This is a genomic window from Salinispora cortesiana, from assembly GCF_000484695.1.
In the GTDB taxonomy this organism is placed as follows: domain Bacteria; phylum Actinomycetota; class Actinomycetes; order Mycobacteriales; family Micromonosporaceae; genus Micromonospora; species Micromonospora cortesiana.
Window position 1 is genome coordinate 1 of the sequence record NZ_AXVR01000056.1, and the last position, 21,220, is coordinate 21,220.

The following is a 21,220-nucleotide window of genomic DNA, read 5'->3' on the forward strand; positions in this document are numbered from 1 at the left end:
AGATGGTGAGGCTTGGTTGTCGGGTTTCGTATTCGGCTTTGAGGAGGAGGCGGGCTTCGGCGCAGGGCCAGGGGTGGCCGCAGGCGCGGCAGGTCCAGATGGGTCGTAGGGGTGTGTGGGGTGGTCGGTTTCCTGCTTGGTGGCGGGGGTGTTGGGGGTGGGGGCCGAGTCGTGGTTGGGGTAGGTGGTGGGGGTTCACCAGCGGCCTCCGTTGGCTCGCCATTGTTGGGCGGGGGTGAGCCAGCCGACGCGTCCGGGTTGGGGGTCGGCGAGGGTGGGTTGAGTCATCCAGGCAGGTAGGTTGACCGGCAGGTTCGCTGGCCGAGCCGGCTCCGGTGCCGCTGGGCGATTCGGTGCCGCAGGGCGCTGTGCAGCATTCGCCCGGTGCGGCTCGTTCGCCCGGTGCGGCCGGCTTGCGCGGTACGGAGCGTTGTTGCGGGGTGCTCTGTTCGCTCGATGTGCCCCACCCGCTCGATGTGCCCCACCCGCTCGATGTGCCCCGCCTGCGCGGTACGGCGCGTTCGTGTCATGTGGGCGGGACGGTGCGGTGTTCCTCCGACGCCAACTGAACCAGCGAGTACGCATGTCGACCTCCTCGATGTCGTTTGGAGGGACCGCCCCCACCGACAGTTCGGGGTGGGGGCGGTCCGACAGGCGCCTCCGGCGGGAAAGTCCTCCACCGGCTCACGCCGTCTCAATTCACTCTCTGTGTTAACCACCTGGCGGCGGAAGGGCTTCATGCTGATCCTGGCGAGGGTCTGGCGAACGTGCTCTTTTCCTGGCGAAGCTTGGCGATCTTGCTGGTAGGGCTGGCGACGTCTGGCGATCTTGCTCATTTTCTGGCGACGTCTGGCGATCTTGGGGATTCGGCTGGCGGCGCTTGGTGATCTTGGCAGTTCGGCTGGCGGCGCTTGGCGATCTTGCTTGTTGGGCTGGCGTGGTGTGGCGATCTAGAAGAACCTCTGGAGGGCCGATGGAATCTGAACGTGCCGCTGATCTCATCCGGGTGCAGCTCCGTCGACAGCGGGCGCTCGCCGGCATGAGTCAGGAGGAGTTCGGGCGTCGAACGAACTACTCGGCGTCGACCGTGTCGGCGGTGGAGACCGGCACCCGCATGACTGACCTGCCGTACGCATGTCGGGCGGACGAGATCCTGGAGACCGGCGGCCTCTTCGAGTCGCTGCTGCGGTTGGCGCATCGGGACGAGCAGCCGGCCTGGTTCAAGCCCTGGCTGGAGGCCGAGGCGGTCGCACGGCAACTCCGCTACTTTCACCCGAATCTGATTCCGGGCCTGCTCCAGACCGAGAACTATGCCCGCACGGTCCTGCGGTTTGACGACACCCGGCCTGAGTTCGAGGTGGAGCAGCAGGTCTCGGCTCGGCTGGAGCGGCAGAAGATCCTGACCCGCGACCGGCCGCCGCAGGTCGTGGCCGTCATCAACGAGGGGGCGCTTCGGCTCGGGGACGCCATCATGGCCGAGCAGCTCGCACATCTGCTCCGGATGGCGGAGCTGCCGTACCTCCACATTCACGTGATTCCCACGGCCGCGGGTCTGCACGCGGGGCTCTCCGGGCCCCTAGCCCTGGCGATGCTCCCGGACGGAAGCCGGGTAGTGCACCTGGAAGATCAGCTGGCCGGCGAGGTCGTCACATCAGAGGAAGGGGTAGCTACCCTTCAGACCAGGTGGGAGAGTGTGCGAGGCGTCGCCCTCCCGCAAGCCTCATCGGTCGCGCTGATCAAGGAAGCGGAGTACCTGCATGAACCTCAGTAATGCTCGCTGGAAGAAGTCCACTCGCAGCGGCACGAGCGGCGGCGACTGCGTCGAGGTCGCCGACAACCTTTCTGGCATCGTCGGGGTGCGGGATTCCAAGGACCCGACCGGGCCGGCGCTGGTGTTCGGGCCGGGGGCGTGGCGGGCGTTCGTCGCCCAGGTGCCCGGCCGCGACTGACCCACCCCGGCATCAGCGAGGTCATCCCGATCCGGGTGTCAACCCGACCTGCGCCCGTCCCAACCCGACGAAGCGCCCGTCCCCACCTGGCGGATTTCCAGGGGACGGGCGCTTCGTCGTCCTGGCGCCACTCGCTGACCGCGTTGGCGGTCCGGCGACGCTCTCCTGTCACCCGGTGAGCAGCAGCGTGGCCGGGGTGGCGAGCAGGAGGAACGGGCCGAAGGGCAGGTGGCTGGACCAGCGGGCCCGCCCGGTGGCGAGCAGCGCCAGGGCGGTCACTGCGGCGAGGGTGAAGGCGAGCAGTAGCCCGAGCACCAGAACCGGCCAGCCGTGCCAGCCCAGGAGCAGACCCACCCCGACCGCGAGCTTCGCGTCGCCGAGCCCGAAGCCCCGCCGGCCGAGCAGGAGGGTGCTGGTGGCGAAGAGCAGGCCCAGGCCGAGCCCGGCGGCGGTGGCGCGCAGCCAGGGGGCGTACCCGGTGTCGAGGGTCGCGGCCACTCCGAGCAGCAGCCAGGTACCGAGGGTGGCGGGGCCGGTGAGTCGGTCCGGCAGCCGGTGCACCGCGGCGTCGACGAAGGCGAGCGGCACCGCCCAGCCGAGCCACCAGGCCACCGCGGCCAGCTCGATGATGGGCCCGCCGGCCAGCAGCAGCGTCAGGCCGGCGGCGAGCGCGGCGACCTCCACCGTGCCGGGTGGGGGGCCGACCCGCGCGCCGCACCCGCCGCACCGGGCGCGCGGCCCGATCGCCGGCCCCGGTTGGGTCAGGCTGATCGGGGCGCCACAGGCGTCGCAGCCGAGCCGGGCCGCCACCCCCACCGGTACGGAGTGCCGTACGGCGGCGAGCCGGAGCACCGGGGTGACCGCGAGCGCGGCCAGTAGTGCGCGGGGTGCGGTACGGCGGGAACCGGTCACCGTCATGGCGAACTCCAACGGATGGATACGGACAGTAATTGTTGGGCAGCGCTTCGGTCTTGACTGACCTGACCCGAGGGCTCCACGCCCCACCGCCTCTCATTACTGAGCGTGTTCACCTGAATTGCCCCTGTTGTATCGGCTGTCGTCAGCCTATGCTCGCCCATTGAGTGCAATGCGACCCTGCAACCATTCGATCAAGAAACTGCGGGCGGGGTGAGAGTCATCTTTCTTACAAGTCGGTAACGGTAAATGCGGATGCCTTGTCTGGGGCCCGGATGACAGCATCCGGCCGCGCTTCCGCATGTCCGGATTCACCGGGTAGCGACCGCCCGGTGGGGGTCGACGAGGAGGGTCGGGACAGTGCGAGGAAGGCAGCTCAGGGGCGTGTCGGCGTACCTGGTGGTGGGCGCGGTGTTGGGTGCCGTGGCCGGCTGCGGCACCGACCGGGCGGCGCCGGTCGAGACGGTGAGCGTGGTTGATCAACCTGCCCCGACGCCGGGGGAGGCGGACGAGCGAAATGCTCGGAAAGCCGCGCTCATCGCCTATTCCGGATATCTCGCTGTGACCCAGGAAGCGAGTGGCGACAGCGACCCACACCACCCGGAACTCACCACCTACCTGGCCGACCCGTTGTTGACCCGGGTTCGGTTCACCATCCGCACCGCCAAAGAGCACGGCGCCATCCGCATCGGCACCCTCCGGTCGGACCCCGTCGTGACCGCAGTGGATCTCGCGGGTGTCCCGGCCACCGTCGAGATCCAGGACTGCCTCGACGCGACCGGCTGGCGGCTGGTCTACGCGGAAGACGAACGGGTCGTCCCCGGTAGCGAGAGCACCCGGCATCTGGCCACCGTGACCGCGGCCCGATATCCGGACGGCCGCTGGCTGATCAACACCGGCGCCTCCCATGAGGACCAGCCATGCTGACCCGGGCCGCCCGATCGCGCCGCACCTCGCTGTCGGCGCTGGCCACCACCGGGCTGGCAGTGCTGATCACCGTCGGCCTGGCCGCTGCCGCCGCACCAGCCGCCGCCGCGCCGCCCGTTGTCGCCGCACCAGCCGCCGTCGCGCTGCCCGTTGCCGCCGAGCCGGCCGCCGATCCGCCGGATGTGATCTGCCCACCCACGCAGACCACCTGCGAGGTCTGGGACGACGAGCCCGGTGACGGCGGTGGCCCGGGAGATGGTGGCCCCGGTGACGGCGGGGGCGGCGGCGGTGCGACCTGCCAGTGGGACGGCCAGGTCGTCCCCTGCTACGACGAGGTGCTCGGCTGGTTCCACAACGGCGACGGTTGCTACTACAAGCTGATCGAGCCCCGGCCCGAGGGCACCCCGGAGGGCTTCGACTGGTATCTGCTGACCTGCAACGGGGGCGATCTCGGCTCGCAGCGGACGGAGCTGCTCGACGCCCCGCCGCCCGGCTTCGGCACCCCGCCCGACCCGGCGGAACTGGCCCGGGCGGCGCTCGCCTCGATCGACCTGCTCCCGCCGAGGGTGGCCGTCGCCCCCCGCCGGCGCATCGGCTCCGGGCTGGTCGGCCTGCCGGTGTGGATGTGGGCCAGCACGGCCGGTTCCGGCCAGCCCCGGCACTACTTCGGCCCGCAGCAGGCCTCCGCCAGCGACCGGGGGTTGACCGTCTGGATCGCGGCGGAGGTCACCCGGGTGAGCTGGGACATGGGCAACGGCACCAAGGTGACCTGCTCCGGCCCCGGAACGGCGTACGAGTCGGACAGCCCCCTGGCCGGAAAGCGTTCCCCGGACTGCGGCTACCACAGCGGCTACCCGGAGCCCGGCAACTACCAGATCCAGGCGACCACGCACTGGACGGTGAGCTGGAGCGGCGGCGGCGAGAGCGACAGCTTCGAGGTCACCCGGACCAGCGGCACCGTGACGATTGAAATCGATGAGCTTCAGGTGGTAACCCAGTGAGCCTCGTGACCAGCAACGCGGCGGCGACAGCCGACGCCCCGATCGCCCCGCCCAAGGTGCTCCGGCAGCGCCGGATGCGCCCCGGCCTGCTCGGCCTCGCCGTCCTCCTGATCGCCCTCGGCGGCCTCGGCTCGGCCTTCGCCGTCAACGCGGTCCGTGCCACCGGCAGCTACCTGGCGGTGGCCCGACCGGTCGAGGTCGGCCGCGTGGTTAGCGCTGACGACCTGGTGACCGTGCAGGTCGCCGGTGGGGCGGGGCTCTCCCCGGTGCCGGCCGGGCAGCAGGGCGAGGTGGTCGGGAAGCGGGCGAAGGTGTCGCTTGTCCCCGGAACGCTGCTCACCATGGAACAGCTCACCGACAAACCACTGCTCACCGCCGGCCAGCAGCAGCTCTCGGTGGGCCTGGACCTGTCCCAGGCGCCGGCCCGCCAACTGCACCCCGGTGACAAGGTGTCCCTGGTCAGCACCCCGGCCGGCAACGACGACCGGTCAGTCACCACGGCGACCCGATTCGAGGCCACCGTGATCGACGCCAACATCGTCGGAAACGACGACGAGATGGTGGTCTACCTGGCGCTCGCCGTACGGGACGTGCCGGCGGTCGCGGCGCTGGTGGCCCAGGACCGGATCGCCATCGTGCTCACCGAGGCGGCCTGAGCATGGCGATCATCGCGCTGGTCGCCGCGAAGGGCTCGCCGGGGGTCACCACCTCGGCGCTGGCCTGCGCCCTGACCTGGCACCGGCGGCTGGTGCTCGCCGAGTGCGACCCGGCGGGCGGATCCCTGCTCGCCGGCTACCTCGGGGGCACGCTCGACGGGCCCCGGGGCATCGGCGAGTTGGCCGTCGGGGAGCTGCGGGACGGCAACCTGGAGGCGACGTTCTGGTCGCAGCTGGTCGACCTGGACGCCCCGAAACGGGAGCGGCTGCTGCTGCCCGGCGTGGTCGACCCCGCCCAGGCCGGCAGCGTCACCCCGCTCTGGCAGCGGTTCGCCGACTTCTTCACCGAACTCGACCACGGCGACCCGCCGTACGACGTCCTCGTCGACTGTGGCCGCCTGCACGTACCCGGCCCGCCCTGGCCGCTCCTGCGCGCCGCCTCGGTGGTGCTGGTGGTCACCCGGGCGCGGCTGCCCGAGGTCTCGGCCACCCGCGCGCTGGTCCGGGCGATCCAGCGGGACTTCACCGAGCACCGGGTTGCTCCGGGCACGCTGCGGCTGCTGCTGGTCGGCGACGGGCACGGGCGCGGCGAGATCAGCAAGGCGTTGCAACTACCAGTCATCGCGCGGCTGCCACACGACCCGCGTACCGCCGAGGTGTTGACCCTCGGGGGGACCGTGCGGGTCGGTCGGCCGCTGCTGCGCGCCGCCAGCGAGCTGGAGGTGCCGATCGGGACGCTGCTGGACCGGCGGCGGGCCCGCTTGGCCTGGCCGGCGGCGGGCCACGAGGGCGCCGGCGCGGTAACGCAGGAGGCGTCGAATGCGATTTGAACCCGTCTCCGCCGACCCCCGGCGGCACCCCCCGGCCGCCGCCCCGACGGCCACCTCGACCGCGCCCCCGCTGGCCGCGCCGAACGGCCGGCAGCCGGGGCCCGCAGCTGCCCGGCCGGAGCCACCACCCCGCCCCCGGGTCGACTTCCAGGTCGTCCGGGAGCTGCGCCGAGAGCTCAGCGAACGGCTCACCCACTGGCAGCGTGGCCGGGAGTTCGACCCCGACGCCGAAGACACCGAGCGCGCCCGGCTGGCGGTCGCGGTCGTCTCCGCATACGCCGACGCCGTCCGTCGGGCCGGCACCCCGCTCACCGCCGACGAGGAACGGCTCCTGCTCGACCAGGTGACCGCCGAGCTGGCCGGGCTCGGCCGACTGCAGACCCTGCTGGTGGACGAGAGCATCGAAGAGGTGCACATCCTCGGCTGCGACCAGGTGCGCGTCACCCGGCGCGGCGGCGGGGTCGACTGGATCGAGCCGATCGCCGACAGTGACGAGGAGTTGGTGGAGATCCTGCAGGCGGCGGCCCGGCGGGCGGGCGCCACCGAACGCTCACTCTCCACCTCCAAGCCCACCCTCGACCTGCAGCTGCCCGACGGCAGCCGGCTCGCCGCGGTGTTCCTGGTCAGCCACCGCCCCTACGCGGTGATCCGCAAACACAACACGCTCGATGTGGGGCTGGACGACCTCGCCGGCGGCCGGGCCGACCTGGACGAGATGCTCGACCCGCTGCTGCGCGACTTCCTCCGCGCCGCCCTGCGCGCCGGCCTGAACATCATGGTCGCCGGCCTGGCTGGGGCAGGTAAGACGACCGTCATCCGGGCCCTGATGAACGAGATCCCGGCCGATGAGCCGTACGTGTTGCTGGAGGAGAGCCGGGAGCTGCTACCGGCCCGCCGCGGTGACCGACACCGGGCGGTGATGAGCTTCGAAGCCCGCGAGGGGCATGGCGAACGCCGGCCGGACGGCCGCCCGGCCGGCGAGGTCAGCATCGCCGACCTCATCCCGGTGTCGCTGCGGATGGGCGTACTGCGGATCATCGTCGGCGAGGTCCGCTCCCGGGAGATCGTGCCGATGCTCCAGGCGATGACCACCAGCCGCGGCTCGATGTGCACGATCCACGCCCGCACCCCGGCCGGCGTCGGCGACCGGATCATCGAGCTGGCCCTGGCGCACGGCCGGGAGATGACTGTGGACCAGGCCCGTCGGATGGCCGGCAACGCCCTCGACCTGATCGTCTACGTCACCATCGAGGACGAGACCGCCATCGGCGGTCGCAAGCACCGCTTCGTCTCCCACATCGAGGAGGTGATCGGCGTCGGCGACAGCGACCGGATCACCACCACCACGGTCTTCGGACCCGGTGCGGACGGGCGGGCGGTGCCCCGGCATCTACCGGAGCGGATCCGCGCGCAGCTCCTGCGGGTCGGCTACGACACCCGACTGCTGAGCCGGTGGATCGAGGCGGGCAGCGGCGCGTGGCGGCGCCCCCGGCAGACTCGGCTGGCCCAACGATGAACGCCGCGGTCGACATCGAACTCATCGCGGTGCTCTCCGGCGCCGCCTGCGTGGCCGGGCTGCTGCTGGCCGTCGTCGCGATCGTCGGCACCCGCCGTCCACCCGGGCCGGGCCCCGGAGCCCGGCGCGGGATCAGCCGCTTTGGCTTCGGCACCACGGCGCGGGAGCGCCGCTTCCACCAGCTGCTCCTCGGCGGCGCGGTGTTCGGCGGCGCGCTGGGCTTCCTGCTGACCGGGCTCCCGGTGGTCGGTCTGCTGGTCGCCGTCGCGGTTCCCGGCACACCATGGCTCTTCTCGGTGGGCCGGGCCGAGCAGCGGGCCATCGCCCGAATCGAGGCGGTCGGTGAGTGGACCCGACGACTCAAGGACATCTCGGCCACCGGGCAGGGCCTGCAGGCGGCGATCACCGGCACCGTCGCCACCGCGCCGGAGGAGATCCAGGAGGAGGTACGGCTGCTCGCCGCCCGCCTCCAGGCCGGCTGGCTGGCCCGGCCCGCCCTGCTGGCCTTCGCCGACGAGATCGCCGACCCGGTCTGCGACCAGGTGGTGGCGGCGCTGATTCTGCACCTGACCGATCGGGGAGAGCGCCTCGGCGACGTACTCGGCTCGATCGCCGCAGCCGCCAGCGCCGAGGTCACCACCCGGCGGGAGATCGAGGCCAAACGTACCCAGCCCCGGTTCGCGGTCCGCTTCCTCACCGGCATGACCCTGGCGGTGCTCGCGTACGGGCTGCTGAACACCGACTACATCCGCCCGTACGGCACCCCGACCGGGCAACTCGTGATGGCGATACTCGGGGTGTCCTTCATCGTCCTGCTGGCCTGGGTCCGCGCGATGAGTCAGCCGCAGCGGCCGGCCCGCTTCCTGTCGGCGCCCGAGCTGCAGGAGGTGCTGACGTGACGAACTGGCTGTTGACCATCGCGGTCACCGCCGGGGCGATGGCCGGGCTCGGGGTTTTCCTGGTGGTTCAGGAGCTCCTTCCGGCGACCCCGGCGCTCGGTCCCGCGCTGCGGCGGCTGCACCAGCCGCCGGGGGCGTCCCACCCGGCCGGGCCGGCCGGCCAGCGGCTGGAGTGGCTGACCGGGGTCGCCCGGTGGCTGCGTCCGCCGCACCAACAGCTCGCCCTGCTCGGCCGCACCCCCGAGCAGTACGCCCTGTCACTACTGCTCTCCGCGTTGATCGGACTCGCCTCGCCCACCCTGCTCAGCGTCACCTTCGCCGCCACGGGCGTGGGGCTGCCGGTGGCCGTACCGGTGCTGGGCAGCATCGGCCTGGCGCTGATCTGCGCGTGGCTCGCGCACCGCGCGGTGCTGACCAAGGCGGAGGCGGCCCGCGGTGAGTTCCGCGCCGCCGTCTGCACCTACCTGGATCTGGTGGCGTTGCAGCTCTCCGCCGCGCACGGGCCGGTGCAGTCGCTGGAGCGGGCGGCGGAGGTCTGCGACGGCTGGGTCTTCGACCGGATCCGGGAGTCGCTGCGCCTCGCCCAGCTCCAGATGCACTCGCCCTGGGACGAGCTGCGGGAGCTCGCCGACCAGATCGGCATTCCCGAGCTCGGCGACGTCGGCGCGATCATGCGCTCCTCGGGCAGCGAGGGCGCGCAGGTGCACGAGACCCTGCGCAGCCGGGCCGACTCACTGCGCGACCAGATCCGCACCGACAACCTGGCTCGGGCGGAAGGGATAACCGGCCGACTGGACATCCCGGGTGCCCTGCTCGTCTTCGTACTGCTTGGTTTCGCCACCTACCCGTTCCTCGCCCGTCTCTGACAACCGTCCGACAAGGAGCCCGCCATGCCCCTGTTCACCTACCTACAGGTCGCGCTGACCGCGCGCCTGGCCGAGCTGCGCTCCGACCGCGAGCGGGGGGACAGCCCCGTCCCCACCGCCGTGATCATCTTTGGTCTGGTGGCCGCCGCGATCACCGTCACGGCGCTCGTCGCCACCCGGGCGGAGGGCTGGATGAACGCTATTCCGACCGCGCCCTGATCCGATGCACGTGCGACGGGCCTGCCTCGCGCTGCGCCGACGGCTCGGCGGCACGGACCGGGGCGCCAACCCGGTGGAGCTGGCGGTGGTGATGCCGGTGATCTTCGTGCTGCTCTTCGGGGCGATCCAGGTGGCCGCCGTCTTCATCGCCCGCTCCACGGCGATGCACGCGGCGCAGAGCGGGGTCAACGCGCAGCGGGTGCTCAACGCCCCGCCGGACGCGGGCGCGGACCGGGCGCGACGCTTCCTCGCCGCGGCCGGTGGCTGGCTGGTCGACTGGGACTCCCCGGGGCCGAGTTGCCAGACCGACGCGGCCGACGTGACCTGCACCGTCCGCGGCCGTTCGCTCTCCGTCGTGCCCGGCGTCGACTTCTCGATCAGCGAGAGCGCACACGGGACGGTGGAACGGTGGACGGAGCCGTGATCCGCGACCGTGGTCGACACGGTGACCGGCAGCGCGACCGCGGGTCGGTCTCCGTCGAGGCGGCGATCCTCGCGCCGGCCTTCATCGGGCTGATGGTCCTCGCCGGAGTCGCCGGGCGTACCGCGGTCGCGGCCGAGGCCGTCGAGGCGGCGGCGCACGACGCCGCCCGCGCCGCCTCCATCTCCCGCGACGCGGGCACCGCCGCCGAGCGGGCCCGGGAGGCGGCCGTCCGGCAGCTCGACTGGCGTGGTCTCAACTGCACGAGTACGCCGACGGTCGACCTCAGCGGAACCGTCAACGGCCAGGCGACCAGCTTCGCCGCCGCGTTCCGGAGCCCGATCGGCCAGCAGGCCGCGGTGACCGTTCGGCTCTCCTGCACCGTCGACCTGTCCGACCTGCGGCTGGACACCATTCCGGGGATGCCGAACAGCCGTCGGGTGTCGGCCAGCTTCACCTCACCACTGGACCGTTACCGGAGCCGAGCTCTCGGGGTCGCGGCGGTTGACGCCGCACCGGTGTCGAAGTCGGCTACAGGTGGGTGGTGATGAGCGTGCGGGACCTCACTGTCACGGTGTCGCCCACGGCGATGCGGCCGGGGCGAACGACGGTCGCCCACACGCCGAAGGTCAGGTCTGGTCGTTCGGCGACGGCCTTGAGGAGCCGGCCATCCTCGGGCAGATCGCCCTGCGTCATGTCGATCATGACGCAGCGGGTCTGTAGCTGCTGTGGCCGCAGGATGACAGTCGGCGCCGCCTCGGGCCGCGCCGATTCGGGCCGGGTCAGCATCTTTCTGGCCATCGCCGCCCTGGGCATTCTCACCGTGGTGGCGCTCGCCTTCGATGGGGCCGGGCAGCTGCGCGCGCTGCAACGAGCCGACAACCTCGCCAGCGAAGCCGCCCGCGCCGGAGGGCAGTCGATCGATCTGGCCACCGCGATCGAGGGAGGGCCGAAGCGGATCGACGAGCCGAAGGCGCGACGGGCGGTGGCCGAGTATCTCGCCGCCGCCGGTGCCAGCGCACACACCGTCAGCTTTCCGGTGGTTGACGGGGAGACCGTGGTTCGGGTGCGGGTCACGGTCACCTACGAGAGGTCGCTGCTCGGCCTCGTCGGCTTCGACGACACCGTCAACGTCACCGGGGAGGCGACCGCTCGGGCGCTGACCGGCGGACTGTAGGAAGGAAGGCCGCCATGTCCACATCGGCTCGTCTCCTTGGCCGGCTGCTCACCGGGTTCGGCGCGCTCGCCCTGCTCTGTGTGCTGTTGGTCGGCGCCCCGGTGGCGCTGCTCGCGTTCGCCGGTAACCCCCTGCCGGCGCAGGTGCCGACCCTCGGTGAGATCGGCACTGCGCTGACCAGCCGCGACGACGGCCAGCTCTTCATCCGGGCGTTGGCGGTGGCCGGCTGGGCGGGCTGGGCCACGTTCGCCCTCTCGGTGCTGGTCGAGTTGGGTGCCCTCGCCGTCCGTCGCCCCGCCCCCCGGTTGCCGGGGATGGGCCGGCAGCAGCGGGCCGCCGCCGCGCTGGTCGGTGCAGTCGCATTGATCTTGGTGGCGAGCCCCGTGGCGGCCAGCGCGGCGGCGGTGGCGGCGGGCCCGACAGCACCCACGGCGGTTGCGGCGGGCCCGGCCACATCCAGGGCGGTGGCGGGTCCAACAGCACCCATGGCAGCCGCCGCGCCGACCGTCGCGTCCACTGCCGCAGCCGCCGCGTCAACCACCGAGCGGGCCGGTGCACCGGAGCGGGCACCGGTCTATCGGGTGGCCAGGGGCGACCACCTCGGATCGATCGCCGCGCGGTACCTGGACGGGTTCGAGGACTACCGGAGCCTGGCCACGCTGAACCGGCTGGCCGACCCGGACCGCATCCACCCGGGTCAGCTGCTGCGGCTGCCTGCCGAGGCCCACGACCGTGGCCCCGGCCCCCACGCCACCGGACGGCTGGTTGCCCGACCGACCCCGCCCCGGCCACCCGCGCCGGCACCGGCCGAGCAGGCAACGCCGCCGTCACCTGCGGAGTCGGCTGTTTCGGGGACGGCGGTTTCGGACGCGTCCCCGACGGATACGGCAGCCGCGGACCAGACCGCTCCGGATTCGGCGGCGGAGGTGCCGATCGTGGCCGTGGGCGCGGCCGGTCCCGGCGACCCGAACCGGGTGAACCGGCCGCTCGCCGTCTCGGCGGTCCTCGCCGTGTCGAGCATCGTCGGCGCGCAGATCGGCGCGGTGCTCGGCCTGCGTCGACGCCCGGCGACCGCGCGCACCGGAACCGACCGTCGGGGGCTGCCGAGCGGTCAACAGCAGTGGGAACTGCCGACTGGCCGACACCGGCGGGACTGACTCCGGCGGCACCTACGCTGGCGCGTCGCCCCAGCCGTCGGTATGTACGGCCTCGGCCAGCGGGCGCTTGCTCCGCCAGCCATGCCGGGCCAGGTCGGGCACCGCCTCGAAGTGGGTGACCGGGCCGAGGCAGAGCCAGGCCACCGGACGGATCCCGGCCGGGATCCGGAGCAGCTCGGCGAGCCACTGCTCCCGGTAGAACGACACCCAGCCGACGCCGAGCTCCTCGGCGGTCGCGGCGAGCCAGAGGTTCTGGATGGCCAGGCAGGCCGAGTAGAGCCCGGTGTCGGCGATAGCGTGCCGGCCGAGGACCGCCGAGCCACCCCGGGCCGGGTCGTAGGTGACGACGATCGACAGGCTGGACTCCAGCACCCCGTCGATCTTGATGCGGGCGAACCTTTCGGCCGCCTCCCCGGTCAGCGTCGCGGCGAAGACCTCTCGCTCGGCGCTGACGTGCTCGTGGAAGGCGCGGCGCAGCTCCGGGTCGCGGACCAGGATGAAGTCCCACGGCTGCGAGTATCCGACGCTCGGTGCCGCGTGGGCGGCGGCGAGCACCCGGTCCAGGGTCTCCGTGGGCACCGGCGCCCCGGTGAACTGCGCCCGCACGTCCCGGCGGCGGTGGATGACGTCGTACAGGTCCATTGGGCACCTCGCATGATCACGTCGTCGAGTAATCTAATCCGATATTCAGGGACGATGCCAATCTGCACGCCGAGGTCGGGTTTCGACACTGGCGTGCCGGACACCGCCGGGGCCATGCTGTCCCGATGGGCGTACGCGTCGAACGGTCCGCGATGGTGACCACAGTGATCCTGGATCGGCCGCAGGCGCGGAACGCCGTGGACGGTCCGACCGCGCGGGCGCTGGCCGACGCGTTCCGCGCCTTCGAGGCCGACCCGGACGCGGCGGTGGCGGTGCTCTGCGGTGCGGGCGGCACGTTCTGCTCCGGTGCTGACCTGAAGGCGATCGGCACCCCCAACGGCAACCGGGTCGCACCGGACGGGGACGGCCCGATGGGTCCCACCCGGATGACGCTGTCCAAGCCGGTGATCGCGGCGGTCTCCGGGTACGCGGTGGCGGGTGGGCTGGAGTTGGCGCTCTGGTGCGACCTGCGGGTCGCCGAGGAGGACGCGGTGCTCGGCGTCTTCTGCCGGCGTTGGGGCGTACCCCTAATCGACGGTGGGACGTTCCGGCTGCCCCGACTGATCGGCGAGAGCCGGGCGATGGACCTGATCCTCACCGGCCGTCCGGTGCCGGCGCCCGAGGCGCACGCGATGGGTCTGGTGAACCGGCTGGTGGCCCCCGGTACGGCGCGGACCGCAGCCGAGCAGTTGGCCGCGGAGCTCGCTGGGCACCCGCAGACCTGTCTGCGCAACGATCGGGCTGCGGTGCTGGCCACGGCGGCGCTGCCGGAGCCGGCGGCGCTAGCGACCGAGCTGACGTACGGGATGGAGTCGCTGGCCGCCGATGCGGCTGCCGGGGCGGCCCGGTTCGCCGCGGGTGCCGGTCGGCACGGTGCCGGGGCCTGAACGGGTCAGTCCAGCGCGCCGCGGACTGTCGGGGCGAGCAGCGCGAGTAGCGCCGCCGGGGCGTCCCGGCGCTCGTCCAGGTGCAGCACCAGGTCCTCGATAGCCTGCTGTCGTTGTCGGTCCAGGATCGGCCCGGTCAGGTCCCGATACTTGTCCACGATGGCGCCGTTGCTGAGTGGACGCTCCACCGAGCCGAGCGGCGTTTCGGTGTGCTGCTCGTGGGTCTGACCATCATCGGTGGTCAGGCGCACCCGCCCCGCGGACGCCGGTCCGGACACGCGGTTCACGGTCATCCGGTCGATCAACCGCCACACGTCGTCCTGGTCCAGCCGCTCCCGTCGGAACTGCTCCACCGAGACCGCCCCGTCCAGGAGCGCCGCCGCCGTCGTGTAACAGACGGACATCTGCGCGGCGACGCTTTCGATCGGCCGGTCAAGCGGGAAGACCGCATGGTCGAAGACGGACTCGGCGACCTCGACCTCGATCCGTTCGATCGCACCGGGATCGAAGCCCTCCGTCGCCCGCAGCGCCAGCGCGGCGTCGATCGACGGGTGGGTGAACACCATCGCCGCGTACGGCTTGATCGTCTGTTCCAGCAGATACCAGCGTTCGCCGAGCGCGTCGCCGATCGCCGACGGATCGGAGTCGTGCTGCGCGGTGAAGGCCGCGAGATACCCGCCGTAGCCGCGTTCGAAGACCCGCTTGATCCCGACGTAGTCGCCGGCCGCCAGGGTCGCCGCGACCAGGCCGTTGCGGGCGCCAAAGCCGTGTTGCATGCGCTTGACCATCGACCCGTACTGCGCGGCCATCAACCCGCCCGACTGGGTCGCGGCGATGCCCAGCGTGTCCTCGAACCGGGCGGGGGTCAGGTCGTACAGCACCCCGCCAGCGGCTGCCGCTCCCAGCCCGCCGAAGACCGCGCCGGAGTGCCAGCCCTGGGTCAGTAGCTGTGATCCGCCCAGCGCCCGGCCGACCCGGGCCCCGGTCTCGAAACCCAACACCTGGGCCCGGAGGAGGTCCGCCCCGGTGACCGTTCCACGGCGGCCGGCCACGGCCAGCAGCACCGGCAGCAACACCGCGTTGGCATGCCAGGGAATCCGGTACGACACGTCGTCGAGCTCGAAGCCCTGGATGAAGCTGCTGTTCAGCAGCGCCGCCGTGGACGCGTCGGTGGTGCGGTCCCACCCGGCGACCAGGCTGGAGCCGGGCTCGACGGTCAGGCTCCGCACAGCGATCCGGGACCAGGGCAGTCGGGCACCGACCAGGAGGCAACCGATACCGTCCAGAATCAGGTGCCGGGCCCGGGCGGCGACGTCGACTGGGATGGCGTCGATCGAGGTCTCCGCCAGCCAGGTGACGAGCCGACCGGTCGGCCCGTCCGGCTCGGTCGGCCCGTCCGGTTCGGTGGACTTGTTTGGGTTGGTCGACTCGTCCGGGTTGGTGGGTGATGTACCGGTCACGCCCGCCCCTCCGTCTCTTCCGACGTTGTTGGAGGCGATTGCCTCCAGCCGGGGCTTCCCACCGCCAGAGGCGGCGAAACTTTCAAAAACGGCAAACCGCTCCAACAACGGCAAAACCCGCTGGGGCAACGGCAAGCCCCGCCCCCTGCGGTCCTGGGGAGGTCAGCGCGGCAGGTTCGCGGAAGACGTGGGCTCCCGCAGTGGGGGGCCGGGCACCCGGACGGGGGTGCCGGTTCGGGTGAGTAGGGCACGGGCGGCCTCCGCCAGTCGGTGGTGCTGCGGCACCCGGGCTCGTCGGGCGAAGACATCGAAGCCCTGTTCGGCGACCTCGTCGAGGATGCCCCCGTAGAGCGTGTACGCGGTGCGGATGCAGGCCTGTGAGGCGGGGTCGAGCAGGGTGATCCCGGGTGCGGCGGCAGCGTAGTGTGCCTGGGCTCGGGCCACCTCGTACTGGATCAACCCCCGAATCGGTTCGCTGGTCCGGCCGGCTGCGCGGGCGGCCAGGAGGTCGTCGCGGGTGACACCGAAGCGGGTCAGGTCCTCGTCCGGCAGGTAGGTCCGGCCGCGGTCGAGGTCTTCGGCGACATCCCGGATGAAGTTCGTCAGTTGGAAGGCGAAGCCGAGCTGGCGGGCGGGCTCGCGGGCCGCGGCCGGGTCGGCGCTGCCGAGGATCGGCAGCATCATTGTGCCGATGACGGCGGCGGAGCCCTCCATGTAGTGGAGCAGGTCGTCGTAGGTGGGGTAGGAGCTGACGGTCAGGTCCATCGCCATGCTGTGGAGAAACGACGCGAAGTCGTCTCGGTTCAGGTTGAAGACGGCGATGGTGTGCAGCACGGCGGGGAGCAGCGGGTCATTGACCGACTCACCGTGCAGGCCGGCGATGAACCGCCGGGCCCAGTCGTCCAGCTGTGCGGCCCGACGCGCCGCGGGCAACTCCTCGGTTCGGTCAACAATCTCGTCCGCATAGCGGGTGAAACCATACAAAGCATGCACATGTCGCCGTTTCCAGGCGGGAAGCAGCCGGGTGGCGAGATAGTAGGTGCGGCCGTGGTGTCGGTGTAGCTCACGGCATCGGTCGTAGGCGGCGGTGAGATCCGTGTCCACCGGCCCCTCCCTCAATTCGACGCATGAATCGACGCAACTCGTAACCCTAGGGTATGCTCCCGCGCATGGCCAACGACGCAGTTGTGGGTAGAGCCCCCCGGGTCATCCCGGCCCGCCGCGGTGGCGAAACCGACTCGGTCCGCGCCCGCTTGGCCGCCTACACCGAGGAGGTCGTCGCCGCGGTTGACGACACGCTCGTCGACTTCCTCGACACCGAGATCGACGCACTGGCCGCGATCGACTCAAGTGCCGGCGGGTTCGCCACCATCGCCCGCGACAGCGTGCTGGCCGGTGGGAAGCGGCTCCGACCGACCTTCGCCTACTGGGGGTGGCGGGGCGTGGTCGGCGGCGCCGAGCCGCTGCCCCCCGTGCTGCCGGCGCTCGCCGCGCTGGAGCTGCTGCACGCCTTCGCGCTCACCCACGACGACGTGATGGACTCCTCGGCCACCCGACGCGGCCGGCCCACCGCACACGTCGCGGTCGCCGCCCAGCACGCCGCGGCCGGGCGCCACGGCGACTCCGGCAAGTTCGGCGAGAACGTCGCCATCCTCGTCGGCGACCTCTGTCTGGTCTGGGCCGACCGGCTCCTCGCGCAGGCCGTCCTGCCGCCGGCCCGGCTGCTGGAGGTCCGGCGCTGCTACGACCAGATGCGGGTGGAGACCGTCGCCGGGCAATACCTCGACGTCCTCGGCGAGAGTGACCCGACGAACTGGTCGGTGGAGCGGGCCCTGCAGGTTGCCCGCTACAAGACCGCCAGCTACACAGTGCAGTGGCCGCTACTCTTCGGTGCCCGCCTGGCCGGCGTCGGTGCCGACTCCCCACTGATCGCTGCGTACACCCGCTACGGCCAGGCCGTCGGCGAGGCGTTCCAACTCTGCGACGACCTGCTCGGCGTCTACGGCGACCCGGCCACCACCGGTAAACCCGCCGGTGATGATCTGCGTACCGGCAAGCCGACCGCGCTGCTCATGCTGGCCCGCAGCCGGGCCGATCCCGCGCAGCGCCGGGCCCTCGACCAGGTCGGTGCGGGTGCGGACGGCCGAGAGGTCGCGCGCCTGGCGGAGGTGGTCGCGGAGACCGGTGCTGTCACCCAGGTCGAGCAGATGATCTCCGACCGGGTCGCCGAAGCACTCGACACCCTTGCTGAGTCATCGATCGGTGACACCGCACGGACCGCGCTCGCCGGTCTCGCCGCCGTCGCCACCCACCGGCGAGCATGATGGGGGCGTTTACTCGAGGAGGTAGCCAGGTGCGCACAGTGCGCGGGCGTACGGACCGGGTCGTGATCGTCGGTGCCGGGCTCGGTGGGCTGGCCTGCGCGCTGCACCTGGCGGGCAGCGGTCGCCAGGTGACGGTGCTGGAACGCGAGTCGGTGCCGGGTGGTCGGGCCGGCCGACTCAGCGTTGACGGGTACGAGTTCGACACCGGTCCCACGGTGCTGACCATGCCGGAGCTGATCGCCGAGGCGCTGCACGCAGTCGGCGAGGAGCTCGACGACTGGCTCGAACTGAGCCCCCTCGACCCCGCCTACCGGGCGTACTATCCGGACGGCTCCACGCTGGACGTGATCACCGACACGGCCCGGATGGCCGCCGAGATCGCGAAGGTCTGCGGCCCGCGGGAGGCCGACGGCTACCTCCGCTTCGTCGACTACGCCCGGGAGCTGTGGCGCCTCGAGCGGGCCGACTTCATCGAACGTAACCTGGACGCGCCCGCCGACCTGCTCACCGGGAACCTGCTGAAGCTGCTCGCCGGCGGTGCCTTCCGGCGGCTTCAAACGAAGATCAACCAGTTCTTCCGGGACCCGCGTACCCAGCGCGTCTTCTCCTTCCAGGCGATGTATGCCGGGCTCGCGCCGCACGACGCGCTCGCCATCTACGCGGTTATCGCGTACCTGGACTCCGTAGCCGGGGTGTACTTCCCGCGCGGCGGCGTCCACGCCGTCTCGCGGGCCATGGCCGGCGCCGCCGAGAAACATGGGGTGCAGTTCCGGTACGACACCACCGTGACCCAGGTGGAGACCGCCGCCGACCGGGCGACCGGCGTCCGGACCGCCAGCGGGGAGTTCGTCCCCGCCGACGTGGTGGTGCTCAACCCGGACCTGCCGGTGGCGCACCGAGAGCTGCTTCAGACCCGGCACCGCCGGTTGACCTACTCCCCCTCCTGCGTGGTCCTGCACGTCGGGTCAACGCAGAGCTATGCGAAGATCGCTCATCACAACATCCACTTCGGGCGGGCGTGGCGAGGCACCTTCGACGAGGTCATCCGCCGGGGCGAGCTGATGAGCGACCCGTCGCTGCTGGTCACCAACCCGAGCCGGACCGACCCGTCGGTCGCCCCCGCCGACCGGCACGCCTACTACGTGCTGGCGCCGGTGCCGAACCTCGACCGGGCCCCGTTCGACTGGCGGGGCGGCTTGGCCGCCCGCTACGCGGACCGGCTGGTGCGAACGCTGGAGGAGCGCGGCTACGTGGGCTTCGGAGACGGCATCGAGGTGCTGCGGACGATCACCCCCGCCGAGTGGGCGGAGCAGGGCATGGCCGCCGGTACGCCATTCGCCTCCGCGCACAGCCTCCGCCAGACCGGGCCGTTCCGCCCGCCCACCCTGCATCGCGGATTCGCGAACGTGGTCTTCGTCGGCTCGGGCACCCAGCCCGGGGTCGGGGTGCCGATGGTGCTGATCTCCGGCAAGCTCGCCGCCGCGCGGGTGACGGGAGTCCCTTCATGACCGGCCGAGAAGCCCACCTGGTCGAGCTGGTGGACGAGGCCGGTACGGCGACCGGTCAGGCCACGGTGCTCGCCGCACACCAACCACCGGGGTGGTTGCACCGCGCCTTCTCGGTGCTGCTCGTCGACCCCGCCGGCCGGGTCCTGCTCCAGCGCCGGGCCGCGGTGAAGACCCGGTTCCCGTTGCGCTGGGCCAACACCTGCTGCGGCCACCCGTTGCCCGGGGAGCCGTTGACGATCGCCGCCAACCGCCGGCTCGGCGAGGAGTTGGGCGCCGCCCCGGTCGAGCTGACCGAGGTCGGCGTCTACGTCTACCGGGCCGAGGACCCGGCCACCGGCAGGGTCGAGTTCGAGTACGACCACGTCCTCCGGGGCGACCTGCCGGACCGCGCCCCGCTGCGCCCAGATCCGGAGGAGGTCGCCGAGCTGCGCTGGGTGCCCCCGGCTGAGCTGGCAGCGGAGCTCGACGCCGACCCACACGCGTACGCCCCGTGGCTGGGTGGGGTGCTTGACCGGCTGCTGCACCCGGGCGAGCCCACCCTGCGTCAGCCCACGCTGGCGGCCGAGGACGCTCCGGAGCGGACAGGTGGCGGATGAGGCACTGAGCGCGGGTGTCGTCGCCCGTCGGCTGGGGATCGCGGTGACGACCCTGCGTACCTGGCATCAGCGCTACGGGCTGGGGCCCAGCGAGCATGTCCCCGGGCGCCACCGTCGCTATACCCCGGCCGACCTGATCCGCCTGGAGACCATGCGGCGGCTCACCGCCAACGGCGTCGCCCCGGCCGAAGCCGCCCGTTGGGCCGTTCAGGCCCCCGACGCCGCGCTTCCCGGGCCGGCTCCCCGGACCGAGGGACGGGGGGCGCGCGACGGCGGCGGCGGCGCGACAATCCCGGTGGGCCGGTCCGGCCCGGCCGCTCGAGGCCTGGCCCGGGCCGCCATGCGACTTGACTCGAACGCCATCAACGAGGTGATCGACCGCGCCATCCGCACCGGCGGCGTGGTCGTCACCTGGGACACACTGCTGCGACCAGTGCTCGCCGGACTCGGCGAACGGCACGCCGCCACAGCGGCGCTGATCGAGGTCGAGCATCTGGTGTCCCGCTGCGTGTCGGAGGCGTTCGCCGCGGTGGTCCGCGCTCACGCGCCCAACGGGCCACCCCGCATCCTGCTCTCCTGCGCCGACGAGGAGCAGCACAGCCTGCCGCTGGAGGCGCTCGGCGCGGCGCTGGCCGAAGCCGGAATCGCCCACCGGCTGCTCGGTGCCCGAGTGCCGGTGCGGGCGCTGCTGGGTGCGGTCCACCGGACCGGCCCGGCAGCGGTCGTGCTGTGGTCGCAGACGCGAAGCACCGCCGATCCCACCCAGCTCACCGCCCTGCTCGCGGGCCCGCGTCGGCCGTTGCTGGTGTTTGCGGCCGGGCCCGGCTGGCGGGCAGACAGCCTCCCCGCCGGGGTGGTGCGCCCGGCCAACCTCGCCGAGGCACTCTCGCTCGCGGCAGCCGTACGCGACTCGTTGGATCAGTCAGCTGCGGGGTAGGGGGCGGCCCGCGGGGCTGGCCGGCTGCGGGCCGAGTTGCCTGCGGGACCGAGCCGGCTGCGAGCCGGGCACGGGGCCGAGCCGGCCGGAGCGGGCTTCACCTACGGTTTCGGTTCCTGAGGGGAACATCCGGGGTCGGTTTGGCTGAGCGACGCGCCATCACGTATGCTTTCCAAGCCTCCGGCGGGGCCGGATGGGAGCAAGACCGTCAGAAGTTGTGAGTGTGCAATGATGGCGGGGCCGCCCTCATCGTCTAGCGGCCCAGGACGCCGCCCTTTCAAGGCGGTAGCACGGGTTCGAATCCCGTTGGGGGCACGGTCCGACCTCGGTCGG

24 protein-coding genes, 1 tRNA gene and 2 pseudogenes are annotated in these 21,220 nt (G+C 72.1%); 20 read left to right on the forward strand and 7 right to left on the reverse strand.

Going from position 1 to position 21,220, the window contains the following annotated elements:
* Positions 1-199: pseudogene (locus K228_RS29680) on the reverse strand (hypothetical protein); the annotation flags it as partial.
* Positions 200-284: 85 nt separating this feature from the next.
* The gene (locus K228_RS28935) at positions 285-530 is read right to left on the reverse strand and encodes a hypothetical protein (protein WP_188116225.1); all 246 of its coding nucleotides are present in this window, start codon (positions 528-530) and stop codon (positions 285-287) included.
* 443 nt (positions 531-973) lie between these two features.
* Between K228_RS28935 and K228_RS0119835 the strand changes: the two genes are divergently transcribed.
* Together K228_RS0119835 and K228_RS0119840 are read left to right on the forward strand one after the other, a co-directional pair.
* Complete coding sequence (locus K228_RS0119835; protein ID WP_018735063.1) at positions 974-1,771, forward strand: helix-turn-helix domain-containing protein; 798 nt, start codon at positions 974-976, stop codon at positions 1,769-1,771.
* A complete protein-coding gene (locus K228_RS0119840) occupies positions 1,758-1,949 on the forward strand; it encodes a DUF397 domain-containing protein (protein WP_025620009.1) in 192 nt (63 codons plus the stop codon). The genes K228_RS0119835 and K228_RS0119840 overlap by 14 nt, the downstream gene beginning before the upstream one ends.
* A 168-nt stretch (positions 1,950-2,117) precedes the next feature.
* Here K228_RS0119840 and K228_RS0119845 read toward each other — a convergent pair whose 3' ends face one another.
* The gene (locus K228_RS0119845) at positions 2,118-2,879 is read right to left on the reverse strand and encodes a prepilin peptidase (RefSeq protein ID WP_025620010.1); all 762 of its coding nucleotides are present in this window, start codon (positions 2,877-2,879) and stop codon (positions 2,118-2,120) included.
* Positions 2,880-3,248: 369 nt separating this feature from the next.
* On the opposite strand from K228_RS0119845, the gene K228_RS0119850 reads away from it, so the two are divergent.
* From K228_RS0119850 to K228_RS0119895, 10 genes are read left to right on the forward strand one after another with little or no spacing between them, the layout of a single operon-like run.
* The gene (locus K228_RS0119850; protein ID WP_025620011.1) at positions 3,249-3,791 is read left to right on the forward strand and encodes a hypothetical protein; all 543 of its coding nucleotides are present in this window, start codon (positions 3,249-3,251) and stop codon (positions 3,789-3,791) included.
* Positions 3,785-4,792, forward strand: a complete 1,008-nt coding sequence (locus K228_RS0119855; RefSeq protein ID WP_025620012.1) for a hypothetical protein — start codon at positions 3,785-3,787, stop codon at positions 4,790-4,792. Before K228_RS0119850 ends, K228_RS0119855 begins: the two co-directional genes overlap by 7 nt.
* Positions 4,789-5,448, forward strand: a complete 660-nt coding sequence (locus K228_RS0119860; protein ID WP_025620013.1) for an SAF domain-containing protein — start codon at positions 4,789-4,791, stop codon at positions 5,446-5,448. Before K228_RS0119855 ends, K228_RS0119860 begins: the two co-directional genes overlap by 4 nt.
* A 2-nt stretch (positions 5,449-5,450) precedes the next feature.
* Positions 5,451-6,278, forward strand: a complete 828-nt coding sequence (locus tag K228_RS0119865; RefSeq protein WP_025620014.1) for a CpaE/TadZ family protein — start codon at positions 5,451-5,453, stop codon at positions 6,276-6,278.
* On the forward strand, positions 6,268-7,794 hold the full coding sequence (locus tag K228_RS0119870; RefSeq protein ID WP_025620015.1) for a TadA family conjugal transfer-associated ATPase: 1,527 nt from the start codon (positions 6,268-6,270) through the stop codon (positions 7,792-7,794). The genes K228_RS0119865 and K228_RS0119870 overlap by 11 nt, the downstream gene beginning before the upstream one ends.
* A complete protein-coding gene (locus K228_RS0119875; RefSeq protein WP_050581011.1) occupies positions 7,791-8,693 on the forward strand; it encodes a type II secretion system F family protein in 903 nt (300 codons plus the stop codon). Before K228_RS0119870 ends, K228_RS0119875 begins: the two co-directional genes overlap by 4 nt.
* Positions 8,690-9,559 carry a type II secretion system F family protein gene (locus K228_RS0119880; protein ID WP_025620017.1) on the forward strand — a complete coding sequence of 290 codons (870 nt, stop codon included), beginning with the start codon at positions 8,690-8,692 and terminating at the stop codon, positions 9,557-9,559. Before K228_RS0119875 ends, K228_RS0119880 begins: the two co-directional genes overlap by 4 nt.
* Before the next feature lie 24 nt (positions 9,560-9,583).
* Positions 9,584-9,778 carry a hypothetical protein gene (locus K228_RS0119885; protein WP_025620018.1) on the forward strand — a complete coding sequence of 65 codons (195 nt, stop codon included), beginning with the start codon at positions 9,584-9,586 and terminating at the stop codon, positions 9,776-9,778.
* 4 nt (positions 9,779-9,782) lie between these two features.
* The gene (locus K228_RS0119890; protein WP_025620019.1) at positions 9,783-10,202 is read left to right on the forward strand and encodes a TadE/TadG family type IV pilus assembly protein; all 420 of its coding nucleotides are present in this window, start codon (positions 9,783-9,785) and stop codon (positions 10,200-10,202) included.
* The gene (locus tag K228_RS0119895; protein ID WP_025620020.1) at positions 10,187-10,747 is read left to right on the forward strand and encodes a TadE/TadG family type IV pilus assembly protein; all 561 of its coding nucleotides are present in this window, start codon (positions 10,187-10,189) and stop codon (positions 10,745-10,747) included. The genes K228_RS0119890 and K228_RS0119895 overlap by 16 nt, the downstream gene beginning before the upstream one ends.
* Here the strand turns inward: K228_RS0119895 and K228_RS0119900 are convergent.
* Positions 10,731-10,958, reverse strand: a pseudogene (locus tag K228_RS0119900) (MOSC domain-containing protein); the annotation flags it as partial. The gene K228_RS0119895 and the pseudogene K228_RS0119900 overlap by 17 nt on opposite strands.
* Here K228_RS0119900 and K228_RS0119905 point away from each other — a divergent pair.
* Together K228_RS0119905 and K228_RS0119910 are read left to right on the forward strand one after the other, a co-directional pair.
* Positions 10,939-11,376 carry a pilus assembly protein TadG-related protein gene (locus K228_RS0119905; RefSeq protein WP_025620022.1) on the forward strand — a complete coding sequence of 146 codons (438 nt, stop codon included), beginning with the start codon at positions 10,939-10,941 and terminating at the stop codon, positions 11,374-11,376. The pseudogene K228_RS0119900 and the gene K228_RS0119905 overlap by 20 nt on opposite strands.
* Before the next feature lie 14 nt (positions 11,377-11,390).
* Positions 11,391-12,533 (forward strand): LysM peptidoglycan-binding domain-containing protein, encoded by a 1,143-nt coding sequence (locus K228_RS0119910; RefSeq protein WP_025620023.1) that lies wholly within the window; start codon positions 11,391-11,393, stop codon positions 12,531-12,533.
* Between the two features lie 12 nt (positions 12,534-12,545).
* Here the strand turns inward: K228_RS0119910 and bluB are convergent, their stop codons facing one another.
* Positions 12,546-13,175 carry a 5,6-dimethylbenzimidazole synthase gene (gene bluB / locus K228_RS0119915; RefSeq protein ID WP_025620024.1) on the reverse strand — a complete coding sequence of 210 codons (630 nt, stop codon included), beginning with the start codon at positions 13,173-13,175 and terminating at the stop codon, positions 12,546-12,548.
* 125 nt (positions 13,176-13,300) lie between these two features.
* Between bluB and K228_RS0119920 the strand changes: the two genes are divergently transcribed.
* Positions 13,301-14,062 carry a crotonase/enoyl-CoA hydratase family protein gene (locus tag K228_RS0119920; protein ID WP_025620025.1) on the forward strand — a complete coding sequence of 254 codons (762 nt, stop codon included), beginning with the start codon at positions 13,301-13,303 and terminating at the stop codon, positions 14,060-14,062.
* A 5-nt stretch (positions 14,063-14,067) separates the two neighbouring features.
* On the opposite strand, the gene K228_RS0119925 is transcribed toward K228_RS0119920, so the two are convergent.
* Entirely contained in the window at positions 14,068-15,522 is a 1,455-nt protein-coding gene (locus K228_RS0119925) for an MmgE/PrpD family protein (protein ID WP_025620026.1), read from the reverse strand.
* A gap of 162 nt (positions 15,523-15,684) precedes the next feature.
* Positions 15,685-16,626, reverse strand: a complete 942-nt coding sequence (locus K228_RS0119930; RefSeq protein WP_025620027.1) for a phytoene/squalene synthase family protein — start codon at positions 16,624-16,626, stop codon at positions 15,685-15,687.
* Positions 16,627-16,691: 65 nt separating this feature from the next.
* Between K228_RS0119930 and K228_RS0119935 the strand changes: the two genes are divergently transcribed.
* The 5 genes from K228_RS0119935 (at position 16,692) to K228_RS0119955 (ending at position 21,202) form a co-directional block, all read left to right on the forward strand.
* Positions 16,692-17,846: a polyprenyl synthetase family protein gene (locus K228_RS0119935; protein ID WP_025620028.1), complete on the forward strand. Its 1,155-nt coding sequence runs from the start codon at positions 16,692-16,694 to the stop codon at positions 17,844-17,846.
* A gap of 29 nt (positions 17,847-17,875) precedes the next feature.
* On the forward strand, positions 17,876-19,354 hold the full coding sequence (gene crtI, locus K228_RS0119940) for a phytoene desaturase family protein (RefSeq protein ID WP_025620029.1): 1,479 nt from the start codon (positions 17,876-17,878) through the stop codon (positions 19,352-19,354).
* On the forward strand, positions 19,351-19,950 hold the full coding sequence (idi, locus tag K228_RS0119945; RefSeq protein WP_025620030.1) for an isopentenyl-diphosphate Delta-isomerase: 600 nt from the start codon (positions 19,351-19,353) through the stop codon (positions 19,948-19,950). Before crtI ends, idi begins: the two co-directional genes overlap by 4 nt.
* The gene (locus K228_RS0119950; protein ID WP_025620031.1) at positions 19,940-20,887 is read left to right on the forward strand and encodes a MerR family transcriptional regulator; all 948 of its coding nucleotides are present in this window, start codon (positions 19,940-19,942) and stop codon (positions 20,885-20,887) included. Before idi ends, K228_RS0119950 begins: the two co-directional genes overlap by 11 nt.
* Positions 20,888-21,129: 242 nt before the next feature.
* Positions 21,130-21,202, forward strand: a tRNA-Glu gene (locus K228_RS0119955).
* The last annotated feature ends 18 nt before the right edge of the window (positions 21,203-21,220 follow it).